Origin of the sequence: Pseudophaeobacter sp. TrK17, assembly GCF_042192375.1 — a bacterium.
Taxonomy (GTDB): Bacteria; Pseudomonadota; Alphaproteobacteria; order Rhodobacterales; family Rhodobacteraceae; genus Pseudophaeobacter.
Genome location: NZ_CP071700.1, coordinates 733022 through 749177 on the forward strand (window position 1 = coordinate 733022; position 16156 = coordinate 749177).

At 59.9% G+C, this 16156-nt stretch carries 16 protein-coding genes and 1 pseudogene; 13 read left to right on the top strand and 4 right to left on the bottom strand.

The window, feature by feature from the left end; translation table 11 throughout:
- Nucleotides 1-85 precede the first annotated feature (85 nt).
- Nucleotides 86-661: a hypothetical protein gene (locus tag JZI28_RS03415; protein WP_375699249.1), complete on the top strand. Its 576-nt coding sequence runs from the start codon at nucleotides 86-88 to the stop codon at nucleotides 659-661.
- 4 nt (nucleotides 662-665) lie between these two features.
- Here the strand turns inward: JZI28_RS03415 and JZI28_RS03420 are convergent, their stop codons facing one another.
- Nucleotides 666-1739 (bottom strand): YeeE/YedE family protein, encoded by a 1074-nt coding sequence (locus JZI28_RS03420; protein WP_375699250.1) that lies wholly within the window; start codon nucleotides 1737-1739, stop codon nucleotides 666-668.
- Nucleotides 1740-1934: 195 nt separating this feature from the next.
- Nucleotides 1935-3247: pseudogene (locus JZI28_RS03425) on the bottom strand (IS256 family transposase); the annotation flags it as partial.
- 129 nt (nucleotides 3248-3376) lie between these two features.
- Here JZI28_RS03425 and JZI28_RS03430 point away from each other — a divergent pair.
- From JZI28_RS03430 to JZI28_RS03440, 3 genes are all read left to right on the top strand, one after another.
- Nucleotides 3377-4612 carry an MFS transporter gene (locus JZI28_RS03430; RefSeq protein WP_295447584.1) on the top strand — a complete coding sequence of 412 codons (1236 nt, stop codon included), beginning with the start codon at nucleotides 3377-3379 and terminating at the stop codon, nucleotides 4610-4612.
- A 118-nt stretch (nucleotides 4613-4730) separates the two neighbouring features.
- Nucleotides 4731-5603 (top strand): 50S ribosomal protein L11 methyltransferase, encoded by an 873-nt coding sequence (locus JZI28_RS03435; protein ID WP_295447587.1) that lies wholly within the window; start codon nucleotides 4731-4733, stop codon nucleotides 5601-5603.
- 104 nt (nucleotides 5604-5707) lie between these two features.
- Nucleotides 5708-6052: a hypothetical protein gene (locus JZI28_RS03440; protein ID WP_348153075.1), complete on the top strand. Its 345-nt coding sequence runs from the start codon at nucleotides 5708-5710 to the stop codon at nucleotides 6050-6052.
- 421 nt (nucleotides 6053-6473) lie between these two features.
- Here JZI28_RS03440 and JZI28_RS03445 read toward each other — a convergent pair whose 3' ends face one another.
- Entirely contained in the window at nucleotides 6474-6692 is a 219-nt protein-coding gene (locus JZI28_RS03445; protein ID WP_348153072.1) for a DUF1127 domain-containing protein, read from the bottom strand.
- 370 nt (nucleotides 6693-7062) lie between these two features.
- On the opposite strand from JZI28_RS03445, the gene ruvC reads away from it, so the two are divergent.
- The 4 genes from ruvC to JZI28_RS03465 all read left to right on the top strand — a co-directional run bounded on the left by ruvC (nucleotide 7063) and on the right by JZI28_RS03465 (nucleotide 10560).
- Nucleotides 7063-7560 (top strand): crossover junction endodeoxyribonuclease RuvC, encoded by a 498-nt coding sequence (gene ruvC / locus JZI28_RS03450; RefSeq protein ID WP_295447597.1) that lies wholly within the window; start codon nucleotides 7063-7065, stop codon nucleotides 7558-7560.
- Nucleotides 7557-8252 carry a Holliday junction branch migration protein RuvA gene (gene ruvA / locus JZI28_RS03455; protein WP_297341471.1) on the top strand — a complete coding sequence of 232 codons (696 nt, stop codon included), beginning with the start codon at nucleotides 7557-7559 and terminating at the stop codon, nucleotides 8250-8252. Before ruvC ends, ruvA begins: the two co-directional genes overlap by 4 nt.
- Nucleotides 8253-8363: 111 nt before the next feature.
- Nucleotides 8364-9395 carry a Holliday junction branch migration DNA helicase RuvB gene (ruvB, locus tag JZI28_RS03460; RefSeq protein ID WP_295447603.1) on the top strand — a complete coding sequence of 344 codons (1032 nt, stop codon included), beginning with the start codon at nucleotides 8364-8366 and terminating at the stop codon, nucleotides 9393-9395.
- A 529-nt stretch (nucleotides 9396-9924) separates the two neighbouring features.
- Entirely contained in the window at nucleotides 9925-10560 is a 636-nt protein-coding gene (locus JZI28_RS03465; RefSeq protein WP_375699251.1) for a hypothetical protein, read from the top strand.
- Nucleotides 10561-10623: 63 nt separating this feature from the next.
- On the opposite strand, the gene JZI28_RS03470 is transcribed toward JZI28_RS03465, so the two are convergent.
- A complete protein-coding gene (locus tag JZI28_RS03470) occupies nucleotides 10624-11613 on the bottom strand; it encodes a hypothetical protein (RefSeq protein ID WP_375699252.1) in 990 nt (329 codons plus the stop codon).
- Between JZI28_RS03470 and ybgC the strand changes: the two genes are divergently transcribed.
- The 5 genes from ybgC to tolB all read left to right on the top strand — a co-directional run bounded on the left by ybgC (nucleotide 11613) and on the right by tolB (nucleotide 16075).
- The gene (ybgC, locus tag JZI28_RS03475) at nucleotides 11613-11999 is read left to right on the top strand and encodes a tol-pal system-associated acyl-CoA thioesterase (protein ID WP_295447613.1); all 387 of its coding nucleotides are present in this window, start codon (nucleotides 11613-11615) and stop codon (nucleotides 11997-11999) included. The two genes, JZI28_RS03470 and ybgC, sit on opposite strands and share 1 nt — an antisense overlap.
- Nucleotides 12000-12188: 189 nt before the next feature.
- Nucleotides 12189-12884 (top strand): protein TolQ, encoded by a 696-nt coding sequence (gene tolQ, locus JZI28_RS03480; protein ID WP_295447616.1) that lies wholly within the window; start codon nucleotides 12189-12191, stop codon nucleotides 12882-12884.
- Between the two features lie 3 nt (nucleotides 12885-12887).
- Nucleotides 12888-13394, top strand: a complete 507-nt coding sequence (tolR, locus tag JZI28_RS03485) for a protein TolR (RefSeq protein ID WP_375699253.1) — start codon at nucleotides 12888-12890, stop codon at nucleotides 13392-13394.
- Between the two features lie 27 nt (nucleotides 13395-13421).
- Nucleotides 13422-14591: an energy transducer TonB gene (locus JZI28_RS03490; protein ID WP_375700073.1), complete on the top strand. Its 1170-nt coding sequence runs from the start codon at nucleotides 13422-13424 to the stop codon at nucleotides 14589-14591.
- A 143-nt stretch (nucleotides 14592-14734) separates the two neighbouring features.
- Nucleotides 14735-16075 (top strand): Tol-Pal system beta propeller repeat protein TolB, encoded by a 1341-nt coding sequence (gene tolB, locus JZI28_RS03495; RefSeq protein WP_375699254.1) that lies wholly within the window; start codon nucleotides 14735-14737, stop codon nucleotides 16073-16075.
- The last annotated feature ends 81 nt before the right edge of the window (nucleotides 16076-16156 follow it).

Genomic DNA, 16156 nt, shown 5'->3' on the forward strand with positions numbered 1-16156 from the left:
CGCGCGTTGACCACAGCGGCTGGCTCTTGTTTAACGCGTGGGTGAAGTGTGAATTCCCGTCTAGGAAAGGTATTTAGGCCCTTTGATGAACCAAGATTTTCTCGATCCCAACATGAGCAGAGCTACCGTCTATGAGACACCGGAAGGCCTGCGCATTGTGGTGCCGGCCAGGCGGAGAATCCTAATAGCGCTGTTTTTGTCATTCTGGCTTTGCGGCTGGGCCTTTGGCTGGATCGCGGCCTTTACCACCTTAGCGTCGGGCTCGGCTGGATCTGGGGGGCTGTTCTTGATTTTCTGGCTTTGCACATGGACCGTGGGTGGCATGTTTGCGATAAGTTTCGTTGCTTGGATGTTGGCCGGAAAAGAGGTTGTGACAGTGACTTCTCAGGGTATCGAGATTGCGCGCAAGATTGGTGTCTTTCAGCGCAGCAGGAGCTGTAAAGCAGACTACATCACAGATTTGCGGGCGGTAGATGAGGCTCCATCGACGTCTTTTGGCAGATCACAGCCGCCTTGGATCCTCTCTGGTTTTAGGCACGGCAGCGTTAAGTTCGATTATGGCAATCTTACCTTGGGGTTTGGCCTGGAACTGGAACGTGGGGAGGCCAGGAAAATTTCTGGATTGCTGGCAGAGCGTTTCGCCTATCTGCAATCCAGATAGGTGATCAGGTGGCTGGTTGCGCTCCGCGCTGATCGACCAATAAATCCGTCGCCATGGCGCCGACCCACATAAAGAACAGCGCCAGCCAGGCGGTGCCGGCAAAGATTGACCCGCCGGTCACCCCGGCACCGATGGCGCAGCCGCCCGCCAGCATGCCGCCGAACCCCATCAGGACCGCACCGATCATCGCCTTGCGCATGGTGGCGGCATCGTCAAAGGCTTGCAGCTTCATCTCTCCGGCGGCCCAGGCGGCCAGCATGGCGCCGATGAACACGCCGGGCACCAGGCCGATGTCGAATTCCAGAATGGCGTTGCGATCAAGGAAGAACATCAGGGTATGGGCGGAGGGGCCGGTGAAGGTGGCGCTTTCGATTTGCACCGGATCAAAGGCCACCTGCGACAGCCCGTAGGTCAGCACCCAGCCCAGAGCCACGGCAAAGCCGACCCCGGAGGCAAAAATCAGTCGGGAGGCGCTGATCTGGCTGCGGCGCGCCAGCACCAGAGCGACAACCGCAATTGCCAGCCCCAGCGCCAGCCCGCCCCAGTTGGGCAGGCCTGCTTCCACCAACAGATCCATGTTGCGCCCGCCTGAGGTGACCCAGAGCGCAGCGATTTTGTCGCGCAGGGGCGATAACATGCCAGAGAGGCTCATCTGTGCCACCACGGCAAAGATCAGGCCAGAGACAACAGAGCGCAGATTGCCGGTGGCAGCCAGCACCAGCAAGCGACCGGAACAGCCCCTCGCCAGCACCATGCCAACACCAAAGATCAAACCACCGATGATGGCTCCGGACCAGCTGCCGGGCACTGCCATCATGCGGGCATCGGCGCTGCGCATAAGCCCCAGGAGCTCGGCACCCTGGACCCAGACCACGGCGGTTGAAAAGGTCAGCAGCCAGACTGCCATGCGATCCCCCATGCCGCCGCGGGCAAATTCTACCGTGGCAGCGCGCAGGCAAAAGCGAGAGCGCTGGGCAGCGACGCCAAAGGTCACGCCGGTCAGCAGACCAAAAAGCCCCGCCAAAGGCGCTTCTCCCAGGCGTTCGGCCAGGATTTCGATGAGAATAAGCAGATCCATGACCCTAGCCTCCGTAAGAAGTAAATGCCGTATTATATACACACATTCTGATTTGTGATTTGATTTAGGTCATAGGCGCGCTGCCCGTGCGTGGCCCTGTGGACGTCGGTGTTTTAGACTTCTGCGATGCCCAACACTGTAGGCCCTTTTATGTGCGTCGATGGAGCTATGCTTGAATTTGGGTGACGCGCGTCATCAGGCGGCGCGGTTTTTGGCGTCATTCTTCACTTCGACGCCGTCGTTGAATTTGATTCCTTCGATGACTTTTGGCAACTGATTTCTGCCTTTGAGGCGCAGCCATGTTTTCGATGCGGACTGGATGAGGGTGAAGACCATCAGTTTTGCGGTCTTTTGCGAGAGTGCGCCTTTGGTGCGCACCGTTCTATGCCGCACCGTTGCGAAGACGCTCTCGATGGGATTCGAGGTGCGCAGATGGCCCCAATGCTCGGCCGGGAAGTCGAAGAATGCCAGCATCGCGTCCTTGTCCTTGATCAGACAGGCCACACCTTTTTCGTATTTCACGCCATATTTGTCTTTGAAAGTATCCAAGGCAAATATTGCGGCAGCACGGGTGTCGGCGTGCTGAATGTTGTCCAGATCCGACTTCACGCCGGGTCCCATTTGCTTGGGAAAATAGTTCAGCACATTTTTCACCTTATGTACCCAGCATCTCTGGTGTTTTGTGCTTGGAAACGCCTTATCCAGCGCGTTCCAGAAGCCCATGGCCCCATCGCCAACCGCGATCTCGGGCGCGACGGACAGTCCGCGCTTCTTGATGTCAGTCAGCAACTCGTGCCAGCTCTGCGTGCTCTCTCGAAGGCCGACCTGAAAGCCGAGCAGTTCCTTCTTACCCTCCGGTGTCGCGCCAATGATCACCAACATACACTCGGCATTTTCTTCCATCCGCGCCTGAAGATAGACACCATCCGCCCAGATGTAGACGTAGTGACGAGCCGATAGATCTCGCTGCGCCCAGCTGTCATAATCTGTCTGCCAACCCGCTGTCAGGCGGGCCAGTACGCTGGGCGACAGGTTGGGTGCATCAGCCCCTAAAATGGCTGACAGCGCCTCCTGGAAATCGCCGGTTGAGATACCTTTCAGGTAAAGCACCGGCAAAAGCGCATCCAGACTGACCGAGCGGCGCGCCCATTTGGGCAATATGTTCGACGTGAAGCGGACTTTTGAGGCTGCATCAGGGGTCGCCTTCCGGTCGCGCACCTTCGGTCGCTGCACATCCAGTGCGCCAATCCCCGTCTGGATCTGACGTTCTGGTCCAAATCCATGCCGCACAATCCGTTGGCGGCCATCCTCCAGTCGGTCATCGGCGAAACTGGCGACAAAAGCATCAGCTTCGGCTTTCAATGCCTCCGCCAGCATGCGCCGCGCCCCTTCCCGCGCAAGCTCGGTCAATGGATCTGTGATCGAATCCGATTGGCGAAATGGCAGAATGTCTGTATCGTTCTTCATGGCGTATTGCTCCTTGTGAGGTTCTGGCTGGCTTTTACACCGCCACAATACGCCGCCCTTCAAATCACGCCATCACCCAAACTCCCGCATAGCTCGCGTCGATGCGGGCTAGTATGTGCGGCGGCTGCTTTGGTCTCGCGCTGGCGGAAAAAGAGGCGTAAAGGAAAGGCATGTTTAAACCTCTCTCCCTGGATGCGGCCCGTGATCTGCCGCTGTGGCGTCGCCCGACAACATTGCTGTTTGTGATGGCGATCTGCATGCCTATTGCATTTAATGCCTGGTTTGCCCTGTTGAACAACTTTGTCATCGAGGTGGCCCAGTTTGACGGCGCCGATATTGGCCTGTTGCATACGGTGCGCGAAATTCCGGGGTTCCTGGCGGTGGGGGTGATTGCCATCATCCTGTTCGTCCGCGAGCAGGTGCTTGGGCTGATCTCATTGATGATGCTGGGCATTGCCACCATGCTGACCGCCTGGTTCCCTTCGCTGGGCGGCATTTTGATGATCACGCTGCTCAGCTCGATCGGGTTTCACTATTATGAGACGGTGAACCAGTCGCTGCAGCTGCAATGGCTGCCCAAGGACCGGGCGCCGCAGATGCTGGGCTGGCTGCTTGCCACCGGATCGGCGGCAACCTTTGTGGTGTATGGGGCGATTGTGCTGCTGTGGGAGAGTTTTGAGCTCAGCTATAATATGGTCTTTATGGCGGCTGGCGGCGTGACCACGCTGATTGCCATGCTGTGCCTGCTGGTCTACCCGCAGTTTGACTCGCCCACGCCGCAGAACAAAAAGCTGATCCTGCGGCAGCGCTATTGGCTCTATTACCTGTTGCAGTTCATGGCCGGGGCGCGGCGTCAGATCTTTGTCGTTTTTGCCGGTTTTATGATGGTGGAGCGCTTTGGCTTTGACGTGCATGAAGTCACCGGCTTGTTCCTGATCAACCTGGTGATCAATATTCTGTTGGCGCCATTGCTGGGGCGGTTTGTGGCCGCTTTTGGCGAGCGCCGCACCTTGATCATCGAATACACCGGCCTTGCCTTGGTTTTTGCGCTCTATGGCGGCATCTACTGGTTTGGCTGGGGAGTCTTGCTGGCCTCCTGCCTTTATGTGGTGGATCACGTGTTGTTTGCCCTGGCGCTGGCGCTGAAGACCTATTTCCAGAAGATCGCTGACCCGGCAGATATCGCGCCGACGGCCGCTGTGGCCTTTACCATCAATCATATCGCAGCGGTCTTTTTGCCGGTATTGCTGGGGCTTCTCTGGGTGATCTCTCCCTCGCTGGTCTTTGCCTTGGCAGCTGCGATGGCGCTGGTGTCTTTGGGGCTGTCCTGTCTGGTGCCGCGCCATCCGGCGCCGGGCAATGAGACGATTTTTGCCAAATATCGCAGCCGCGTTGCCGCCCAGTAACCGCCCAGTAGCAGTGCGGACTGTAGAAAACAGCGCACAGAGCAGTGGAACGTGGCTCTGCTCTTGACCTCTGGCGGCCTTGGGCCTAGGCGCAGAGCACTGCAGCTGGAGATCTGACATGCCGACCTTTACCGCCCTGACCACCCTGCCTGGCAAACCCCAAGCCGAAGCTCTGGGCGAGGCGATGGAAAGCCTGATGCCGGAACCCACCGGGGTTGGCGTTTTTGAAGTCGAGGACGGATCGGGCCTATGGGAGGTCGGCGGCTATTTCACCGAAGCGCCGGACCAGGCGGGGCTGGCCCTGCTGGCGACGCTGCATGGCGCCAAGGAATTTGCCGTCTCCGAGCTGCCGGAAACCGATTGGGTGGCCCATGTGCGCCGCGAGCTGGCACCGGTAGAGGCCGGGCGGTTCTATGTCTATGGCAGCCATGACGCCGATACGGTGCCCGAGGGGCGCATTCCGCTGCTCATCGAGGCGGCGATGGCCTTTGGCACTGGCCACCATGGCACAACTTTGGGCTGCCTCAAGGCGCTGGACCATCTGATTTCAGAAGGGTTTGTCGGCGCCAAAGTGGCCGACATCGGCTGCGGCACTGCGGTTCTGGCCATGGCCGCCGCGCGCGTCTGGCAGGGCGATTTTGTCGCCAGCGATATTGACGAAGTGGCGGTGGATGTGGCCGAGGCCAACCTCAAGGCCAATGGCATGGAAGGCGCTGTCACCTGTCTGGAGGCCGCAGGTTTTGACCACCCCGGACTGAAAGAACTGGCGCCCTATGATCTGATCTTTGCAAATATCCTCAAAGGTCCGCTGGTGGCGCTGTCACCGGATCTTTGCGCCAATCTGCGCCCCGGGGGCTATGCTATTCTTTCCGGCATTCTCAACGAGCAGGCCGATAGCGTCATTTCTGTTTATGCCGAGAATGGAACCAATCTTGTGCGACGCGATGTGATTGGTGAATGGACCACACTGCTTTTGCAGCGAAACGGCTGATTTTACGAAGGTTTATGCCTAATTTTAGGTAATTCCCTTGGAATCACATCGTTAAGATTCTATAAAGTTTTATCCGCTGGTGGGGGCCAGTTCGGAGCAACTTTATGAGTGTTCAACATCAAGAATTTCGGGGTCGTGTGGCCCGTTTGCAGAGCAAGCATGCTGGCTTTTCGCAGGGTGCGACTGCGCGCGTTAAGTCTGACGGGCTGATTGTAATCGAGCCCCGCAAAATCCGGTCTAACACCTCCGGAAAAGTCCTTATCCTGATTGTCGCGGCCTTCCTGTTGTTCAAGGCCTTCCTGATGGCGGCTCTTGGCTTTGACACCTATGATGAACGGGTGGCAAAGCTGACCGAGGGCAGCGCCATAGAGCAGCTGGGCGCGGTGATTATGCAGTCTGATCCAGTCTCTGTCTGGGCGGCGCAACAGGCCGGGCCTATTCTGCGCTAAAGCTCTCATACTCTGACGGGGCAGTTCGCGCCCCGCTTGCCGGCCGTTTTGAACCTGGCTAGTTTGAACCTGGCCAGTTTGAATTCGGCTAGTTTGAACCTGGCCAGTTTGAATTCGGCCAGTTTGAATTTGGCCAGTCCGCGAGCAACCACTCTGCCAACAGCCAGTCTAAAACGGGCCAGTCTGAGAGGGCCAGTCTGACAGCACCAGTCTGGTTGGGCTGTGCAGATCGAGCAGGGCGAATATTCAACGCGCCTCTAAACCGCTACGGCTCTGCCGGGCGGTTTTTTGCTGTCTTGCGGGACTGTGCCGCGCCTTTGGGCAAACCAAAACCGCCGCGGCCAGGATGGCGCGCGGCGGTGGGATGTGTGATCCTGACGGGGAGAACGCAGGATGACCGATAAGACCGTTTCTGTGCGTCTTAGAAGACGGGCTTGCCAGTTGCGATGTCTTCGATATTGGCGCGGCTCAGGCCGATATCTGCCAATTCGCGATCGGACAAAGCATTCAATGCATTCTTGGAAGTGCGGGCATCATTCCAAGTCATTACGGAGCTTGTCAGGGCGACAAAGGCAATGCCGATACGGCCAAACAGGCCGGTGGAGCCATAGGTGGTGCGGGTCGTGTCAAAAGCAGCCATATCCTCATCCTTCGTATCTGAGTGAACTGTTTTGCAGCAACGGGATGTTGATGCGATTTTGCGCATTTAGGGAGGAAATTTTGCCCGCGCAAGTAGCGAAAATTGCATGCGTCCTATGCGCGGAAAGCATAGCTTTGGTCTTTAAAAATAAGGCTAATCTGCGCCTTTTTACCCAGTGTTTGGAAATGTCGCAGCTGCCTTGGCAAAGGGTCGGTTTTGGAACAGGTTTTGGGGGTTTGCACGCAGTCTTGTCGCTGCGGGGGCATCATAGGGGCTGTGCGCAGCGCTGGGAAAGCGTTTGGCGATGTTCGCCTTTTGTGCTAATTGGTGGAAAAATACTTTGAACACATAGGCAAAGGCCGGGCAGAACATGCGCATTTTGGGAATTGATCCGGGGCTTCGCAACCTCGGGTGGGGTGTTATCGAATCGCAGGGCAGTCGGCTCAGCCATGTGGCAAATGGGGTCTGTACCTCTGATGGGGATGATCTGGGCGAGCGGCTGTTGTCGCTGCACAATCAGGTCACCGAGGTGATCGCGGCCTATCAGCCGACCCAGGCGGCGATCGAACAGACCTTTGTGAACAAGGATGGCGTTGCGACGCTGAAACTGGGGCAGGCGCGTGGGGTTGCGCTGCTGACCCTGGCCAAGGCGGGGTTGCCAACCGGCGAATACGCGCCCAACCGGGTGAAAAAGACGGTGGTGGGCGTGGGTCATGCCAGCAAGGAGCAGATCATCCATATGGTGAAGCTGCAGCTGCCGGGCTGCGATCCCAAAGGCGCCGATGCGGCGGATGCTCTGGCGATTGCCATCTGTCACGCCTATTACGGTGGCACCCAGCAAAGACAGCTCAAGGAGGTGCGGGCATGATTGGCAAACTGACGGGCCGTGTGGACTATCGCACCAGCGACCATCTGTTGATCGACGTGCGCGGAGTTGGCTATCTGGTCTATTGCTCCGAACGCACCATGATGACGCTACCGGGGGTTGGGGAACCTGTGGCGCTCTATACGGATATGGTGGTGCGCGAAGACCTGATGCAGCTCTATGGCTTTACCTCGCTGGTGGAAAAGGAATGGCATCGGCTGCTGACCTCGGTGCAGGGGGTCGGCGCCAAGGTGTCGCTGGCGATCCTTGGCACCCTGGGGCCGGATGGGGTCAGCCGCGCCATTGCTCTGGGGGATTGGGGCAGCGTCAAAGCGGCCAAAGGTGTGGGGCCGAAGACGGCGCAGCGTATTGTGCTGGATCTCAAGGATAAGGCCCCCGGCGTCATGGCCATGGGCGGCAGCCTGCCCGATGCGATGGAGGGGCCTGATCTTGACGCGGTGGTGGAGCCGGTTGAGGCTGCCGCCGCGGCGCCAAAGCCCGCGCGCAAATCCGCCGCCAAGAAACCCTCTGGCGCGGCGGCGGCCTCTGCCGGGGCGCTGTCGGCGCTTGGCAATCTGGGCTACAGCCCTGCGGATGCGGCCTCGGCTGTGGCTGAGGCGGCGGGTGACAACCCGGAGGCCGATGAGGCGGCGCTGATCCGCGCCGCGCTGCGCCTGCTGGCCCCAAAGGGATGAGGTGCATCGTGTTACCGGAAGGCCCGCCCCTGAGTGCGGACGCAACCGGATCCAAAGGCCAGATAATAGAAGGCCAGACAATAGCATGTCGCCAACCCCAGAGAGGCCCAGATGATCGACGCTGACCCAACCCTGCGCCCCGAGCCGATTCCTGAGGATGGCGCGAGCGATGGCGACCGCGCCCTGCGTCCCCAGGGACTGTCTGAGTTTATTGGCCAGGCTGAGGCCCGCGCCAATCTGCGGATCTTTATCGAAAGTGCGCGCCGCCGTGGTGAGGCGATGGACCACACCCTGTTTCACGGGCCTCCTGGTCTGGGCAAAACCACCCTGGCACAGATCGTGGCGCGGGAGCTGGGGGTGAATTTTCGCATGACCTCGGGGCCGGTGCTGGCCAAGGCGGGCGATCTGGCGGCGATCCTGACCAATCTGGAAGCGCGGGATGTGTTGTTCATTGATGAGATCCACCGGCTGAACCCGGTGGTGGAGGAGATCCTGTATCCCGCGCTGGAGGATTTTGAGCTGGATCTGGTGATTGGCGAGGGGCCGGCGGCGCGCACCGTGCGCATTGAGCTGCAGCCCTTTACCCTGGTGGGGGCGACGACACGCATGGGGCTGTTGACCACGCCGCTGCGGGATCGCTTTGGCATTCCCACCCGTTTGCAATTCTACACGGTGGATGAGCTGTTTGAGATCGTCAGCCGCAATGCCCGCAAACTGGGCACCCCTGCGGATGCGGAGGGCGCCCGTGAGATCGCGCGGCGCGCACGCGGCACCCCAAGGATCGCCGGGCGGCTCTTGCGCCGCGTGGTGGACTTTGCGGTGGTCGAGGGCGATGGGCGCATCACCCGAGACCTGGCGGATGGGGCCCTGACGCGGCTGGGTGTGGATAGGTTGGGGCTGGATGGCGCCGACCGGCGCTATTTGCGGCTGATTGCCGAAAACTACAGCGGTGGCCCGGTGGGGATCGAGACGCTGTCAGCGGCGCTGAGTGAAAGCCGTGACTCGCTGGAAGATGTGATTGAGCCCTATCTGTTGCAACAAGGACTGATTCAGCGCACCCCGCGGGGGCGGATGTTGGCGCAGAAGGCCTGGACCCATCTGGGCATCGCCCCGCCGCCGCGCGCGACGGATCTGTTTGGCTAAGCAACCGCAATTGCCCCATGCGAGACACGTCAATTTGCGTGTCTCTGGTGTTTGCGTGGCCTTGGTGTTTGGACGTCACAGGCGCTGAGAGGCAGCACGGTCACCAGCAGGCAGGGTGATTTGGCAGGGGGGCGGTACCGCCTCGCGTCGTTTTCTGGAAGATGAGATGGCAGATTTGCCGGGCTTCGATCTGTTCTGTGCGGGTTGGCAGGGAGCTGATGCGAAGGCTTCTTTTGGGCCAGTAAACACAACGCGCCAGGGAGGCCGGGACCTGAAGAAACGGGTTTGAGTTGCTGAGAAGGCCTCAAGGGGCGGGTTTGCCCCGTGAGGCCGCATTCAATTGTTTTGCAGCTGGCGCCTCAAGGACAGGCCGCTGCGCGGGGCCTTGCGGCCTCCTTGACCCGCAGGTCTGGGCCGATATCGGGGCAGGCTGCCTGCGCGGCTGAGCGGGCTTGCCGTTTTGCGCTGCGGCGGGCATAGAGCGGCAACCCGCTTGTATCTCATATACCTAATCTGATGGAGTGCCGCCATGTCGCTGGACCTGACCCCGGAAGAAATCCAAGCCCTGTTTACCCGCAGCGATGGCTCCTACGGGTTTGCCCGCTGGGGGCGTCCCATCGCGCCCATCGTATTTGGGGTGCAGGAGGAGACACTGACGGTGGTGAAGGGGGCGATTGAGGCCGTGGCGACCTTGGCGGGTCATCCGATGGCGGAAACCGACCCGGAGCTTGGCTCCAACCTGATGTTCTTTTTCTTTCGCGACTGGGAAGAGCTGCTGGATGTGCCCGACCTCGGCCGCCTGATCCCGGATCTGGCGCCATTGGTGGCGCGGCTGCAAGCGGCCGACGCCAGCCAGTATCGCGCCTTTCGTTTTGATGACACCGGCGCCATTCAGGCCAGTTTTGTGTTTTTGCGCATGCAGGGGGCCATGGCTGAACTGCCAGCTGAAACCCTGGCGCTGAGCCAGGCGGCGCAGGTTATCCTGCTGTGGGGGGATCAGGCCTTTGCCGAGACCTCGCCGCTGGCCATCCTGCCAGAAACTGGCGCGACCATCCTGCGCCCCGAAATAGCAGCCATCATTGCGGCTGGCTATGACCGGATGATGCCGCCTTCGGCCAATGACCTCTCCCATGCGCTGCGGCTGTTTGCGCGACTTCAGGGATAGGGGCTGCGGTCTACGCAGCGCCCTGTTTGCGCGTCCACCCGATCCGACAGGTCGCCTCAAGTGCTACTTTACTTTCAGCTTGAATGCGCCGGTTGGCACCCGCACCTCCCAGGAAACGGATTTGTTGCCCGCTGTCACGGTCTCACCTTCTACAAAAACTTCGCCGCCGACTTTTAGAATTTTAAAGTCAGCGCCTGCGGTGGCTTTGCTGCCGATCTTTTTGGCAACCTGAGCAGAGTTACCGGCTGAGATCTTTCTGATCTTGGAGTCTTCTTCACACCTGACGGTCAGATTTTTTGCCGTTCCCAGCTTATAAGTGGTCACGCCGCTGGAGATATGAGAGGCCTTTCCGGTTGATACTGTCATGATGCGCAGCGAGCCGACGGGCATGATTTCTATGCCCTTGAAACTGACCACCCCGCCCTTGACCGGTTTTGACAGGGTGATGTCGTCGCGCCCGGGGGCCTTGATTTCGATAAATGCCTTTTGGCTGAGCATTGGAGAGCCGAGAAAATCTACAAAGACGAATTGCAGATCGACTTCGCGCGCGCCAAGCTTTTTCTCCTTGGCTTCGTGTTTGGCCTTGTCCCGTTTGGTGACTTTTAGCTCCGCTTCGATATCTTTAAGCAGATAACCGAGGAATTCTACCACCTCGGCGACGGCTTTGTACTTGGCGTCTTTGCTGAGCTTGGTGGCACCTGTCTTCATTTTTTCCAAGGCAATCAGCCGCCCCTCATAGGCAGGAGGTTTGCAATCCCAATAAGAGGACATGGCAGGGGCCAGGGAGGTGTCGCGCAGTTTATGCGTTTTGAGAAGTTTTTTCCAAGCTGATGAATCGATGAATTTTGTACCCATTGTGAAACCTATACATAAAAAGAAAAACGCAGGCTTGAGGTTTGTGCCGCAAAACGAACGGTCAAAAGGCTGCTGGGATAGTCTACGCGACCAAGGCGCCGGGTCAATGGCCTCGCCCCGCGGGAGAGCTGCGCAATCATCTTGCTGACGCACGGTGGCCTGTTTTAGGTTGCCGGGAACCACAGGAGCACCACCCAATGATCCATACCTTTCCGGTCCGCGTTTATTACGAAGATACAGACATGGGCGGTATCGTCTATCACGCCAACTATCTGCGGTTCATTGAACGGGCACGCAGCGACTGGGTGCGTGGCCTTGGCAATGATCAAAACGCCATGCGCGATGCCGGGGTGATCTGGGTGGTGCAGCGGATTGAGGCGGATTACCTGGCGCCTGCAAAATACGACGACGAGCTGCTGATTGAGACCGAGGTGACCAAACTGACACCGGCGCGGCTGAATATGGGGCAACTGGTCAAACGCGGCGAAACTGCGCTGTTTCGGGCCCATGTTTCGGCGGTGTGTATCTCTTCTGAAACCGGGCGGCCAACGCGGCTTCCGGCAGAGATTCGCGCATTGCTGTAACATTACCGCCTTTGTGCACTGTTTGATTGGCTTTTACGGCTGAACTCCGCTAGCGTGCCTGTAAATAAGGCCGCAACAGACGGCTGATCGTGAGTGATGGCAACAAGCAGAACGTCTCGGGGCTCCTGAACTGGGGCGCGCGGCAAATACGTAAGACCGGAGCGATCCGGCAGAGAATTGAGCAGGCAAATGGAAGCAGAAACTCTGGCGCTGGCGCAGGAGATTGATTTCTCCATGTGGGGTCTTTTCGCGCGGGCCACCTTTACCGTGAAACTGGTGATGCTGTTGCTGACCGCAGCCTCGATCTGGTCCTGGGCCATTATCGTGCAAAAGCTGATCAACTACCGTCAGGCCCGCCGCCGGGCAGCGCTGTTTGATCAGGCGTTCTGGTCCGGCGAGCCGCTGGATGGGCTGTTTGACCAATTGGGGCCGGAGCCTTCGGGCCATTCAGAGCGCATTTTTGCCGCTGGCATGGCGGAATGGCGGCGCAGCCATCGCAGCGATGGCGGGCTTATTCCCGGCGCTCAGGCGCGGATTGACCGCTCGATGGATGTGGCCATTGCCAAAGAGACCGAAGACCTGCAGCGCGGGCTGTCGGTGTTGGCCACCGTTGGCTCTACCGCGCCCTTTGTCGGGCTGTTTGGCACGGTCTGGGGCATTATGACTGCCTTTATCGAAATTGCGCAGCAGCAAAGCACCAATCTGGCGGTGGTTGCCCCCGGTATTGCCGAGGCGCTGTTGGCCACCGGGCTTGGCCTGCTGGCGGCGATCCCGGCGGTGGTGTTCTACAACAAGCTGAGCGCCGACAGCGATCGTATTCTGGGTGGCTACGAGGCTTTTGCCGACGAATTTGCCACCATCCTCAGCCGCCAGTTGGATTCCTGAGCCATGGGCGCAGCGGTTCAACAGAACTCTTCGGAGACGCGGCGGCGTGGGCGGCGGCGTGGCCGGGCGCGGCCCATGGCCGAAATCAACGTCACGCCCTTTGTCGATGTGATGCTGGTGTTGTTGATCATCTTTATGGTGGCGGCGCCGCTGACCACGGTTGGCGTGCCGGTGGATCTGCCAAAGACCGAGGCGGGCGCGCTGCCAAGTGAGCAGGAAGAGCCGCTGACTGTGACGATGATCCTGGGCGGTGAGATCCAGATCCAGACAACGCCGGTGGCGCGGACTGAGCTGGTCTCCAAACTGCGCGCCATTGCGGCAGAACGCAGCTCTGAGCGCATCTATCTGCGGGCCGATGGCGGGATTTCCTACCGCGAGGTGATGCAGGTGATGGGGGCGCTGAACGCAGGCGGCTTTGCCAATGTTGGTCTGGTGACGGATGTGGCCGGGCCCGAGCCGACAGCTGGACCCGTCCCCACAGGCGCGCCAGCCAGCAGCGCGGATCAATAAGCGGGAGCTTGAGGCAGTTTTATGGGCCTGCAAACCGGAACCAAAATCTCTCTTGCGGGGCACGGCCTTTTGGTGGGCTGGGCTGCCTTTGGCGCCTGGCTGCCGTCAGAGCCTTTGCCGGTTCCGGTACAAGAGGTTGCGGTGATCTCGGCTGATGAGTTCGCCCGGTTGAGCCAGCAGATCCAGGCGCCTGAGGTTACCGAAACCCCGAGCAACCTGACGCCACCTGACCCGGCGCAGGAACCGCCCGAGGTGTCCGTCCGCCCGGAAACCCGGCCCGAAACCCGCCCCGAAACCACTGCGCCGCAGGCCACCCCGGCCCCTGTGGTGGAAACGCCAGTGGCGGCGCTGCCAGAGCCAGAGCCGGAACCAGAGATCACCGATACGCTGCCAGAACCGGAAACCCCGCCCGAGCAGGCAACGGACGCCCCGGCGATTGTTCCCAGCCCTGTGGTCCCAGAGCAGGTCCGCCCGGCTGACCGGGTGGCCCCGGTGCCGGTGGAGGCGCCAGAACAGGAAGTGGCAATTGACGATCTGGTGCAGCCCGAAGTGAGCCCGGATGAGGGCGCCTTGAGCGAACAAGAGGTGCAGGAAGCCACCGCCCCCGAGGCTGCCAGTGACCGGATTGTCACTGAAGCCAATGAAAGCGACGAGGCAGAGCCCGCGCCACCTGTGACCGCGCCGGTAACCTCGGTCCGGCCCAGAACACGGCCACAAAGGCCCAGGCCGCAAGTCACCCCTGCCGAGGTTGCCGAACCCACACCGGCCACGCCAACGACGCCGCAAGAAGAGGACCAGTCCGCAGCGATTGAGGATGCTTTGGCAGCGGCCATTGCAGGTGGTGGCGAGGTGGCAGCACCAGAGCCCGCTGGCCCGCCGCTGACGGTGGGGGAAAAAGACGCGCTGCGGGTTTCGGTCTCCAAATGCTGGAACGTCGGCTCGCTGTCCACCGAGGCGCTGAAAACCACGGTCGAGGTTTCGGTCTCGCTGGATCCGGACGGGCGGCCCAAAACCGGCACCATCCGCATGGTTTCCAGCACCGGGGGCTCAACCGGGGCGGCCAAACAGGCCTATGAGGCGGCGCGCCGGGCAATCATCCGCTGTGGCGCCAAGGGGTTTAAACTGCCCAGCGACAAATATGACCATTGGCGGGACATCGTCATGACCTTTAATCCAGAAAAGATGCGCATCAAATGAGACACCAAAATTTGATCACGCCTCGGCCGGGGCTCGACTATGACAGGGGGAGGGGGGATTTTCCCCCTGCATTGACACCCCCAAGCCCCGATACTGCCCCGATAGACCGCACTGATACTCACCTCGGAAAGGACGCGACGCACATGAGGCGCACCCTGACAGGCCTTTTGGCAAGCCTTCTTCTTGTGGCGGCGCCCCTGCTGACCACTGGCAGCGCAGCCCAGGCCCAGGACGGGCCGCTGCGGATCGAAATCACCGATGGGGTGATCGAACCCTTGCCCTATGCGGTGCCCAATTTTCTGCCCGAAACCCCGGCAGCGGCCGAACTGGCCAATCAGATCACCCGGGTGGTCGCGGCGGATCTCAGCGGCACCGGGTTATTTCGCGAAATTCCCGCTTCGGCGCATATCTCCACAGTGAGTGATTTTAACGCGCCGGTGCGATTCGCCGACTGGAAAGCGGTGAATGCCCAGGCGCTGATCACCGGTTCGGTTTCGGTCAATGGCAAGCAGTTGACCGTGCGGTTTCGCGGCTATGATGTCTTTGCCGACAAGGAGCTGGGCTCGGGCCTGCAATTCAACGGCACCACAGATGGCTGGCGGCGCATGGCGCATAAGGTGGCAGATGCCATCTATAGCCGGATCACCGGCGAAAGCGGCTATTTTGACAGCCGGGTGGTTTTTGTTTCCGAAACAGGCCCCAAAAACGACCGCCGCAAACGGTTGGCGATTATGGATTATGATGGCGCAGGCGTGCAGTATCTGACCAATAGCGCCGCCCTGGTGCTGGCGCCGCGGTTCTCGCCCACTGGCGACCGGGTGCTTTATACCAGCTATGAAAGCGGCTTTCCGCAGATCCATGTGCTGGATGTGGGCAAGGTGCAGCGCCGGGTGTTGTCGGCAGACAAGGGCATCATGAGCTTTGCGCCGCGCTTTGCGCCTGATGGCAATACGGTGGTTTATTCGCAGGCCGAGGGCGGCAATACCGATCTCTATACCATGGATATCGCCACCGGGGCGCGTCAGCGTCTGACCAATGCGCCCTCAATCGAGACCGCGCCGTCCTATTCGCCCGATGGCAGCCAGATTGTTTTTGAAAGCGACCGCTCGGGTACGCCGCAGCTATATGTCATGGCGGCAGGTGGTGGTGAAGCGCGCCGGATCAGCTTTGGCAAGGGGCGCTATGGCACCCCGGTCTGGTCGCCGCGTGGAGATCTGATTGCCTTTACCAAACAAAGCAAAGGCCGCTTTCACATTGGTGTGATGCGGCTGGATGGCAGCGAAGAGCGCCTGCTGACGGCCTCTTTCCTGGATGAGGGGCCCAGCTGGTCCCCCAATGGCCGGGTGATCATGTTCACCCGCGAAACCCAGGGGGCCAATGGCCGGGCGTTGCTGTATTCGGTGGATATTCTGGGGCGGAACCTGAAACCGGTGCGCACCCCGGATGGTGCCTCGGACCCGGCCTGGTCACCGTTGCAAAAATAACCGGTGGTCAAAGGGCGAACCGGCATGAAAACGCAAGACTGGAAGACCTGCATAGAATCGGCCCAATCTCTGTGATAGATT